Here is a 10,200-nt window from a genome sequence, read left to right as displayed (position 1 = left end):
ATTGCGCGGTGGAACCACTCTGACCCCTTCCCGAACTCAGAGGTGAAACGCTGCTGCGGCGACGATAGTTTGAGGGTTGCCTCCTGCTACAATAGCTCGATGCCAGGTCTATTTTTCACAAAAAGCCGCTTCTACACAAGAGTAGAAGCGGCTTTTTGCTTAGTGGGTAAAGCAGGCCTATATTAGGCAACCTTGAGATTTTCGATTTGCTGTATGACTGAAACTGCATTTGCAATGCCATTTTCTGCTTGGATTTTTGCCCCTAAGTTAGCTGCTCGTTGACGCATTGTTTTATCGGTCACTGCTTTTTGAATCGCTTGTGCAAGTCGTTCAGCTGTCAGTTGTTTCCGTGGAATTGGTTCTGTACCAACGCTTAATTGTGCTATACGTTGTCCCCAAAAGTCCTGATCTCCGAAGAAGGGAATAATAATTGTCGGAATTCCCGCCCGTAAACCTGCGGCTGTGGTTCCAGCACCACCGTGATGTACGACTGCTGCGACACGAGGGAAGAGCCATGAATGAGGTATGGAGTCTACAAGATAAACGCTATCTGGCAAATTTTCTGTCCGCATACCACTCCAGCCAGAGTAGATAATAGCTCGTTGTTGAGTTTTGGCTAGGGCTTGTAAGACAAGATTGGCTGTTTCTTCTGGATTGCGGTTACCCATACTGCCAAAGCCAATATATACAGGGGGCGGCCCCTTTTCCAGAAATTCCATGAGGGCTGAGGGTGGAGTCCAATTAGGTGCAGGGTCTAAAAACCAGTAGCCTGTAACTACTGTATTTTGCCAATCTGATGGTTGAGGAATTACAGATGGGCTGAAACCATAGAGAATTGGATAGCGATGGAGATGGCTGGACTTGTAGGGGCCGAAAAATGCTGCTGTGGGTAGGTTTAGCACTTGCTTTCGGGCTAATGTATCGCCTGTACGAGATCCTTGCCACATGATTTGTCTAATCAAATGATGGGATAGCCAATTGACAGTACCACCAAATCTACTTAGGGACTGGGGAAAAAGAACACCAGGAAATGTTTGTGTTGGGGTAAAGGGGAAGACGTAGGCTTGTAGCAAGGGAATGTCCAATTTTTCGGCTAGTGAAATACCAAGGTATAGTCCCCCAACTCCTGCAACCAATAAATCCATGTCTTGACAAGCTGCTAAACCTGCTTGCGCCCAATTGATAGCTGCACGTTGGGTTTCTTTTGCTGTGCGGGTGGTAATCGCCAGAAAATTTCCTTTATCCAAAAGATCTCGCATTTCCTGAGTTTCGATAATTTCTTGCACATTACCCTGCATTGGACAAAACTCTAAATCATGGGAACTCACTAGCCCAGCAAAGTTTTCATGACTCAATAGACGTACAATGTGACCTGCTGCTTTTAAGCCTGTTCCTAAAGCAACGTAAGGTTGAACATCCCCTTGACTTCCCAAAGCAATGATAGCGATCCGCATAATTGGCGCTCCTGTTGCACATGATTAGCGATCATTAGCAAATAAATGACAGTTATGTCATATTGACGATAGCGTCATTTCGATGATGGCGTCAACGCTAAGGTATGCTAAATTCATTGCTATTTTTCTGCCCCGATATGAAGTCATCGCGTCGAGCATCTATAGGTTTAGAAAAACGAGAACGGACACGATCGCGTTTAATTGAGGCCGCCTATCGGGTATTTGCTAGCAAAGAAGCAGATGCTGTGACTATTGACGACATCATTGCCGAAGCAGGTGTGGCTAGGGGAACTTTCTATAACTATTTCCAGACTCGAGAGGATGTGCTGAAAGCAGTTGCAGCATCCCTGAGCGATGAGATGAATCAAAAGATTTGGGCGCATTCTGTGGCGATTGAAGATCCGGCGGAAAGAATGGCGATCGCACTCCGGCAATTTCTGCATCAAGCCAGACATGATTCTACGTGGGGATGGGTAATTGTACGGGTAGGATTAGTCGCAGCACCATTGAGCGAAACTATAGAAAGGGGTGTAATGACTGATTTGGAAGCAGGTATAAGAATTAACCGTTTTCAGGTAGATAGCCTACAAGCCACAATTGATTTGATTTTGGGGACAGGATTGATGGCAATGCGTAGTATTTTGGCAGGACATACAGCGTCAGATTACCCCGAACAAATCGCTAAAATTATTCTCAAAACTTTAGGCGTGGCTGATGCTGAAGCGATCGCATTTAAAGTTCTCGAACCACTGTCAGCTGACTTGCCGGATAATAGGTTTTCTGGACTTTAAACTGTTCTCAATTTATGAACAACACAGGTAAAACACCTGTCTCATTAGGGCTGTTGGGTGCAGCTGCCTTTATGGTAATCGCTGATGTGCGGGTAATTGACCCACTTTTGCATATCATTGCTGACGAGTTTAAAGTTGGTGTGGGTAGTGCGGCAATTATTGTTAGTGCCTACACAATTCCCTACGGACTATTTCAATTAGTCTACGGGCCATTAGGCGATCGCATTGGCAAACTCAAGGTAATTACAGGCGCACTCACAGCCTTTGCTGTAGGAACTGCGGCTTGTGCTTTTGTGCCAAATATTATTCTTTTAACTTTATTGCGCTTCCTCACAGGGATGGTAGCTGCGGGAATTATCCCCGTTACCCTGGCTTACATTGGCGATAATTTCCCCTACGAACAACGCCAAGCTGCTATCGGTAAATACTTGAGCGCGCTAGTATTAGGGCAAATTCTCGGCGGGAGTTTAGGCGGTATTTTTGGCGAATATCTCAGCTGGCGAGAGATATTTTTAGTCTTTGGGGTTGTATCCCTGATGATTTCTATAGAATTGTGGCGGAAGATTGGCAAACTAAACAATGAGCAAGATTCCCAAGTACCTTTTGGTTGGGCAACATTCCGGCCTTATTTTCAATTAATAACCCAACCAACTGCCCGAACTGTAATGATTGGCGTATTTATCGAAGGCTTTTGTTTATTTGGGGGATTTGCTTATGCGGGTGCATTCCTCAGAGATAGATATAACTTACCTTACGTGACAATTGGTTTTATTATTAGTGCTTTTGGCTTAGGTGGACTGATTTATAGCCGTTTTGTCAGGTGGTTGGTGGGGAGATTGGGAGAAAGGGGGCTGATGGGATGTGGTGGGGCGTTTATGTGTATTTCTTTTTTAGCGATCGCATTATTGCAAAATTGGGTGCTATTTATCCCCTGCAATATTCTCATGGGATTAGGCTTTTATATGATGCATAGCACATTGCAAACCCAAGCCACAGAACTTGCACCAGAAGCAAGAGGAACTGCGGTGTCCCTATTCGCCTTTAACTTATTTATCGGTCAAGGAATTGGTGCAGCAGCCTTGGGCAGAATTGTCGATAATTATAGCTATGTTCCTTGTTTTTTGATGACAGGAATTGCGATCGCTTTACTTGCTCTTTGGCTGGTACAACAAGGTAGGAGCCATCATGCCTAAAATTCACGTTAATGGAATTGATTTATTTTATGATATTAAAGGAACAGGAGAGCCTTTATTATTAATTCCCGGCTTCTTTTGCGATCATACCTACTGGTCATTGCAGATGTCTGCACTGGTGAAAAATTATCAGGTAATTCGCTTAGATAATCGCGGTTTTGGGCAAAGTTCTGCACCCGATAGTCCCTACAGCATTCAGCAGATGGCAAGTGATACAGCCGCACTGCTAGAACATATTGCTATAGAAAAGGTACATTTAGCAGGCCATTCAATGGGTGGTCATATTGCTCAAGAATTAGCTTTAGCTCACCCAGAAAAAGTAGAAAGTCTCATACTTCTTTCATCTTTGGCTAAGGGTGATACTTTATTTAAAAATATAATTTCTACTTGGGGCGAACTCGCCGATAAACTCGACCTCAAACTTTACCAACAAGTGATATTACCTTGGATATTTACTGATGAGTTCTACTCAATTCCTGGGATGATTGAGATGATAGTTAATCTGGCGATTAATTACCCATTTTCTGTCACGCCTCATGGACTTTATCATCAAAGTCGCGCTATTTTAGCTGCTGATACTAGCCAACGCCTTAAGGATATTCACTGTCCGACGCTAATTTTACTAGGAAAACAAGATATTCTCACACCGATAAAATTTTCTCAGGAATTAGCGCAAGGTATACCCAATGCTGAACTCGTAGTTCTGGAAGGTGGTGGACATGGTTTCTTGATTGAGACACCAGAAGCTGTGACTTCAGCGATGCTCAAGTTTTTCTCTCAACTTCCGAAAACTAGGAAGCCTTTGATGTAGTCAAACTACAGCAATATACATTAAAAGCTAAACCTAGTATTTATGAAATCTACCGCCCTAGCCTTAGCTGCGATCGTTGGTGCGCTTACTATTAGCCAAAGTGCATACGCTAACCAAAAAAAAGTTCCGACTACTGCAAAAACTCAAGATAGTCAGGCTGCGGTTTTAGCCACCAAACCAGTCACATTCCTTGGGCGGTGGGGTTATAGTCTCAATGAAGAGAATAATGTTTCTCCAAATGCCAATTCAATTACGTTAGAGCAAAGCAGAGAATGCGGTAAGCTGAATCCGTTTGATATTATTAAAAACCCCAATATTTTATTTACGCCTTGCGAGCAGCCAACTAAGAAAACAACTGCTCAACTTTCTGAACCAATTGAATATTTAAAAGTACCGCCTCTCGATTCAGGAATTAAGGTAACTGTCTCTAACTTTTAATTATTGAAAATGGGCATTGGGCATTGGAAAGACAGATTTTAATGCAATACAGTTCAGTTAGCCTTGAAAACCTTAAACTGTGTAGGTTGGGTTGAGGAACGTAGACCCGTTCGCGGAGCGTTGCCGAAGGCTAGGGGCTTCCCGCAGGGTAACCCAACATTTCCGAGGTTTTGTTGGGTTTCACTTCGTTCAACCCAACCTACGATTATCCTTAACTGAACCGTATTGAATTTTAATGTTTGGGCTTGAGATTTTCTCGTGAGTGGCTGACTACGAAATAATCCAACATTAATAACACCCCGTTAAAGTGAATTTAACGGGGTGTTAATTAGTCAAATTTTAAAAATAAGCCAGTTCGAGAAAAAATGTGTCATGACAATTTGAAAAAACAATGCGACAGATGGTAGGGGCATGGCAGTGCCATGCCCTCTAAAATATATTGATGTGTCGCAAAAGCTATTTAAATTAGTTTCAAGAGGATTTAAAGAAAAAACAGAGATGCATCCTTGAGTAATCGCTAAGAAAGTAAATTTTTGATTAGAGGTAAACCAGCTTTTAAAACTTGCGCATATTTCTACTAACTGGATCAAAACCTATACTAAATCGCGTGCTTTCATCGTAATAAGCACCAGTTAAATCGGCTCCATACAACTTAGCATAGTTCAGCTTTGCTCCCCGAAGATTTGCTTCATTGAGCTTGACACCACTTAAATTTGCTCTGGTTAAGTTGGCTTGTGCTAGGTTAGTTCTACTCAAATCTGCTCCCCATAATTTAGCTTTCGCTAAGTTAGCTCCGCTCAAATCTGCTCCCCATAAATTGATTCCTGGTAAGTTAGCTGCAATTAATTTGACTTTAATTAAATGTGCGGCGGGAAAATATCTTTCTCCTCCCGCATAACGGCGGATTAATTCTGCTGCGTCCATGCTTATTTCACCTTTTTCAATAAATAAGAAGTAATCGCTTCCCATTCCTGGTTGAGTTCCCCGGAGAATTCTAGCTGATTGCTACGTCGATACCAGTAACGAGCATTACTCAAATCCCCTTCTTTGCGGTGCAAATAAGCATGAACCCAAGCGCTGTCAGCATCACTGGCATTTTGCACTATTTCATGAGCTTGGTTCCAATTACCCTTTTTGTCATAAAACAGTGCTTGTAGAGCTTTTGGCAGAGTTCCCAGGGATAATTGCTGTGTTTCGATTAACTGCTGAAATTCGGTTAAGTTTACCATTGTTTCTCAAACAGTATCAACTCTCTATTTTTAAGATACTGCCTAGTTTGGAGCTAATGAAGACCGATCATAATTATTTTGCTAATCGCTCTAGTCAACAGGTGTGTATTTATGTTTTTCTATAAGTAGAAATATCACTGTTATTAGTTTTAATGGTAATATTGATACTCAGCTAATTACATATTTTTACTTTAAAAACAACTATCAAAAGAAATACTTGTACTCACAAGATTAATTGTCACAAGTAATTAGAGGAATAATTTATGGTTCAAGTCAAAATTTACGGTATTAGGGATTATTTAAACCCAATCAAGCAGCAACTTTCAGATGTGATTCATAGTTGCGTGATGGATGCATTACAGTTTCCAGCCAATAAGCGATCGCATCGTTTTTTCCCATTGGATAAGTCAGACTTTTATTACCCTGCTGGGCGTACTGAGTGTTATACCATCATCGAGTTGAGTATGATTGAAGGGCGGAGTGTCACCGCGAAAAAACAATTGATTAAGCTGTTGTTTGAGCGATCGCTTTCTGTAGGGATTACAGCGCAAGATTTAGAGATTACAATTTTTGAGAACCCCAAGCATAATTGGGGTTTTCGCGGATTACCAGGTGATGAACACGAACTGAATTATAAAATTGAGGTGTAGCGGTTAATAACTAGCTGTTATGAATGGCTCGTTAAGTTGAGGGTGGGGAGATCCCACCCCTACATGCGATCGCTCTAAATTCTCCCTTCGGCTTTCGGCTTTTTGAGAGGAACAATTTCAAACTCGAACACAGCAATTAGGCGATCGTCAATATAGACTTGAATTCTATGTTTACCATCGGGATCGCCAGGTGCGATCGTCCAAAAATTCTTAATCACGCCATCTGTGGTATTTTGTGTGCGCTTCGTTACCGCTTCTTTACCATCTGGGGAGATGTTCAAGTCTTGTCCGCTATCTACACCCCAGGTTTCTGGACGTTTTGGTAATCTGAGAATTTCTCTCCATGTCACTGCACCCTTGTAATTTTTGAGTTGAATTTGCCAGCCATATTTAGTTCCTTCTTGTAGCGGGACTCTAAAGGTAGGAATAAAGGTGGTTTTACCTTGGGAACCAACTCGTTGTACGCCAAATTCAGCTTTATTGACAATAATGGGTTGAGCATCGCTTTGGGGAGAAGCTGCGACAACTTGGATTGGTTCAGCAGCTACGACTTCAGCCATTAACCAAGAATAAGTTACTAAAACGGTAACAGCCCAAATTCTCATCAACATAGTTTTTTCTTCGGCTCTTTTTATATTTATTTCTCACCTTTTTACCTATCCTCCGGTTGAGGTTACTCGCAATTAAACAGAATTATTTTTATGGAAAAATATACTAAATTCAGCTAATAGCTAAATTTGAAACACGAGGTAGACAAAGTAAAAAAAAGTTTCTCGTATCAGAAACTCTATCTGGCTGCGTAAACTACTATAACGAGTAGTAGGTGTAGGTGATGGATATGCATCCATATCTAAGTTTCTAGCCATCAGTACGGCGCGTTTCATATGCAATGGATCGCTGACAATGAGAAATTTATTTAATTTGGAATTATCTGCTACAGAACGAGCATTTTTGAGATTTTGATAAGTCGTGCGCGATTCGGTTTCAGTGAGAATATCATTTAATTTTACTTGTCTAGCTAAAGCATAATTTTTGCCAATTATTGCTTCCGCAGCTTCATTAGGTTCGCCAACTCCTCCAGTAAAAATTATTTTGTTAATCTGCTGATTTTGATACAAATTAATCGCGTGATTTATTCTTTCACGAAATACGGGAGATGGTTCTTCTCCCCAAACGGCTGCACCTAAAACAATAGCTGCTTCTGCTTTAGCCGTATAGGTTTTGTTACCGTACAAATAAATACTGATGGCTGTAGATGTAATTGCTAACAATAAGGCAGATATAAAAGCTAGTAAAATTAGTATCAGCCATCGTTTTTTGTCATTGGTCATTTGTCATTTGTCATTTGTCATTTGTCATTTGTCAACCGTCAACAGTCAACCGTCAACAGTCAACAGTTAACCATCAACAATTTTCTACCAAATTCCAGAAATAGCCATCGGGTGAACGGAAGGAGAAACTTGTCTCGCCAAATTCGTTAGTGACTATATTAGTGATATTTTGGGCTGAACTGTTGTGAATGCGATCGCAATATTTTTCAATCCCCCGCACTCTGTAGGTATATAATGACATTCCCAAGCTACCGGGTTGTGCGGATTCAAAGCGGGACTCTAAATTGATGCTTTCGGGGAAGCGAACGATGTAAAGTCTACCACTGCGAGCAGCCATGAAGTCATAAACAGAAGAACGCGGATCGTCAAAGGCGGTAACAATAAATTTTTCCCCAGGATTAAGGTCAAAAATATCACGCCCTGCGGGGGAAGCTTCATAGGTAGTTTCCACATCATCGCGTACACGCAACAAACCTAAAACATCTTCGTAAAAATTCAAGGTTTCTTTGCTGTCATCTTGAACAATTAAACCCATGTGGGTAAACTGGCTAGTCTTAAATGCTGCATTAGAGTTAATTTGTCCATAATGGGGCATTGTATAACCAAATCTTTGGAAGAAAACTTGTCTTGATAACGGTTGTAATAACAATATTTCTCTTACCCCAACCGCAGGTTCAGTAAAAGGTTGGCTTTTTCTATCTTTGTTATAAATTATTTCCCAATAAGGATGTGTATAGCGAATATCCCAACCAGCAGCTTTTGCTTCATCGGCATGATTTAAAATAGTTAAGATATCAGCAGTTAAGGCTGTCGCCCAACGATTTCCCTTAATTTTCATGGAAGCTGTTCCTAATCCCCGATTGATGGGATTTTGCCAAATCATTAAGCGAATTAATCCATGATCCGCATCTTGGTGGTAAAGGCGAATTGAACGTAAAGCTGAATTCACACCATATAATTGCTTGGCGACATCTACAGATAATTCCCCGACTTTACCAATCCGATAACCAAATTGTTCCCAATATTGAATTGCATAAATTGGGTCTGTAATCCCAATACATACTTCGTAGATACCTGTAATTGTAGATTGTGGTAATTGAGTCATATTTCATTGATTGCTAAATAATTATGTAGAAAATTTCCCTTAAACGGAACACATTAACACCAATTTCATATAAAGCTACACCCCATGATTTTGTGAGATATAAACCTCCAAAAAAACTCCGCGTACCTTTGCGTTAACCTTCGCGTACCTTTGCGTTAAAAAAACTATACTTTTATGCACCTACGCAAATAAATCATATAAAATTGGCGTTGCATAATGCCCCTATCTCCAAGTTTCAGTTTACAAATTAAATAGGAGTAATATACCAAACATGAACAAATTTTTACCTAACTATTTTTTAAGTTGGCTAGTTGGTGTATGTTTATTATCACCACTGGCTGTGCAAGCAAAATCGGATAATCCTAACGGCTCTCGCAATGAACCACAAGCAGGATGGAGTTTATGGCGACCAAAAGCACAAGCTTCTAAGGCTGATTTTAATTCGGGTTTTTCTAATTTAGAGTTAGGGGGATATTTAGATTTTGAGAATGCTTGTAAAACTGATGGGGGATCTAAGAAAATTACATATTGGTTTAGATTGAGTAATTCACTTCAGCGAATTGGTACAGGACAGGTAGAATCTGGCTGTTGGGTTAGCGGACGTTTTTTGCATACATACAGCAGCACTGCAATTAAAACGAGTTTGCAGAATGTGAATTGTCTGCGGGTTGATACTTACAATAAACAAGGTTTGGTAATTAGGGAGGAACCTAGACAGAATTCCCGCAGCTTGGGAACAGTGGCTCATGGGAAGACTGTTAGATTAGATAGTTACCCAGCCTCTATTGTAGAAGTGGATGGGAAAAATTGGATTGCGATCGCGTCTCCGAAAGAAGGTTGGATTTCTGATGGGAGTTTTGCTAGTCGGGGAAATCTCCGGTTATGTTCTGCGAAAAAGCGGTAACTGAGATTTTTCTGAATGTTCTCTAATTTCAATGTTTCTCGGCTATCAGTTTTTTGAAATATTTGTTTGTAACCTAGCGATTAAAAAATAGAATCAGCAAAAAGCATGTTAACCTCTGGTACTTTCTAAGGCAGGCGCATCTTCAAAGATAGTTATTATAATTAATAAATTAGGACTTATACCAATTCTCTGTAAACTTGCACTTTAAAAAAAGAATATTTAGAAATTAACAATTTAAAATCACATATTTATTGTAGGGGTTTAGCAGTGCTAAACCCTCATAATGTCGATATT

Annotated in this window: 12 protein-coding genes and 1 rRNA gene; 7 read left to right on the top strand and 6 right to left on the bottom strand. The window is 40.7% G+C overall.

What is annotated here, in order from left to right; genetic code table 11:
• Nucleotides 1–108, top strand: a 5S ribosomal RNA gene (rrf, locus tag H6G08_RS20635); the annotation flags it as partial.
• A 74-nt stretch (nucleotides 109–182) separates the two neighbouring features.
• On the opposite strand, the gene H6G08_RS20630 is transcribed toward rrf, so the two are convergent.
• Nucleotides 183–1,454, bottom strand: a complete 1,272-nt coding sequence (locus H6G08_RS20630) for a glycosyltransferase (protein WP_190546274.1) — start codon at nucleotides 1,452–1,454, stop codon at nucleotides 183–185.
• Nucleotides 1,455–1,591: 137 nt separating this feature from the next.
• Between H6G08_RS20630 and H6G08_RS20625 the strand changes: the two genes are divergently transcribed.
• The 4 genes from H6G08_RS20625 to H6G08_RS20610 are packed head-to-tail and all read left to right on the top strand — an operon-like array spanning nucleotide 1,592 to nucleotide 4,687.
• Nucleotides 1,592–2,245, top strand: a complete 654-nt coding sequence (locus H6G08_RS20625) for a TetR/AcrR family transcriptional regulator (RefSeq protein ID WP_190546272.1) — start codon at nucleotides 1,592–1,594, stop codon at nucleotides 2,243–2,245.
• A gap of 14 nt (nucleotides 2,246–2,259) precedes the next feature.
• On the top strand, nucleotides 2,260–3,438 hold the full coding sequence (locus H6G08_RS20620) for an MFS transporter (RefSeq protein WP_190546270.1): 1,179 nt from the start codon (nucleotides 2,260–2,262) through the stop codon (nucleotides 3,436–3,438).
• Nucleotides 3,431–4,249, top strand: a complete 819-nt coding sequence (locus H6G08_RS20615; RefSeq protein WP_190546268.1) for an alpha/beta fold hydrolase — start codon at nucleotides 3,431–3,433, stop codon at nucleotides 4,247–4,249. Before H6G08_RS20620 ends, H6G08_RS20615 begins: the two co-directional genes overlap by 8 nt.
• Nucleotides 4,250–4,291: 42 nt before the next feature.
• Nucleotides 4,292–4,687 carry a TroA family protein gene (locus H6G08_RS20610; protein WP_096646422.1) on the top strand — a complete coding sequence of 132 codons (396 nt, stop codon included), beginning with the start codon at nucleotides 4,292–4,294 and terminating at the stop codon, nucleotides 4,685–4,687.
• Nucleotides 4,688–5,242: 555 nt separating this feature from the next.
• Here H6G08_RS20610 and H6G08_RS20605 read toward each other — a convergent pair.
• Nucleotides 5,243–5,611 carry a pentapeptide repeat-containing protein gene (locus tag H6G08_RS20605; RefSeq protein WP_190546266.1) on the bottom strand — a complete coding sequence of 123 codons (369 nt, stop codon included), beginning with the start codon at nucleotides 5,609–5,611 and terminating at the stop codon, nucleotides 5,243–5,245.
• A 2-nt stretch (nucleotides 5,612–5,613) separates the two neighbouring features.
• Nucleotides 5,614–5,916 carry a hypothetical protein gene (locus tag H6G08_RS20600; RefSeq protein WP_190546264.1) on the bottom strand — a complete coding sequence of 101 codons (303 nt, stop codon included), beginning with the start codon at nucleotides 5,914–5,916 and terminating at the stop codon, nucleotides 5,614–5,616.
• A 263-nt stretch (nucleotides 5,917–6,179) separates the two neighbouring features.
• Between H6G08_RS20600 and H6G08_RS20595 the strand changes: the two genes are divergently transcribed.
• Entirely contained in the window at nucleotides 6,180–6,566 is a 387-nt protein-coding gene (locus H6G08_RS20595) for a tautomerase family protein (RefSeq protein ID WP_190546261.1), read from the top strand.
• 74 nt (nucleotides 6,567–6,640) lie between these two features.
• On the opposite strand, the gene H6G08_RS20590 is transcribed toward H6G08_RS20595, so the two are convergent.
• From H6G08_RS20590 to H6G08_RS20580, 3 genes are all read right to left on the bottom strand, one after another.
• Nucleotides 6,641–7,177 carry a PM0630 family protein gene (locus H6G08_RS20590; protein WP_190546259.1) on the bottom strand — a complete coding sequence of 179 codons (537 nt, stop codon included), beginning with the start codon at nucleotides 7,175–7,177 and terminating at the stop codon, nucleotides 6,641–6,643.
• Between the two features lie 120 nt (nucleotides 7,178–7,297).
• Nucleotides 7,298–7,897: a YdcF family protein gene (locus tag H6G08_RS20585; RefSeq protein WP_190546257.1), complete on the bottom strand. Its 600-nt coding sequence runs from the start codon at nucleotides 7,895–7,897 to the stop codon at nucleotides 7,298–7,300.
• A gap of 73 nt (nucleotides 7,898–7,970) precedes the next feature.
• Nucleotides 7,971–9,002 (bottom strand): VOC family protein, encoded by a 1,032-nt coding sequence (locus H6G08_RS20580; protein ID WP_190546255.1) that lies wholly within the window; start codon nucleotides 9,000–9,002, stop codon nucleotides 7,971–7,973.
• A 271-nt stretch (nucleotides 9,003–9,273) separates the two neighbouring features.
• Here H6G08_RS20580 and H6G08_RS20575 point away from each other — a divergent pair, with 271 nt between their 5' ends.
• Nucleotides 9,274–9,906 carry an SH3 domain-containing protein gene (locus tag H6G08_RS20575; protein ID WP_190546252.1) on the top strand — a complete coding sequence of 211 codons (633 nt, stop codon included), beginning with the start codon at nucleotides 9,274–9,276 and terminating at the stop codon, nucleotides 9,904–9,906.
• Nucleotides 9,907–10,200: the final 294 nt, after the last annotated feature.

It is taken from the genome of Calothrix anomala FACHB-343, assembly GCF_014696435.1.
GTDB lineage: Bacteria > Cyanobacteriota > Cyanobacteriia > Cyanobacteriales > Nostocaceae > Aulosira > Aulosira anomala_A.
This window is presented reverse-complemented; position numbering and strand designations above follow the sequence as displayed.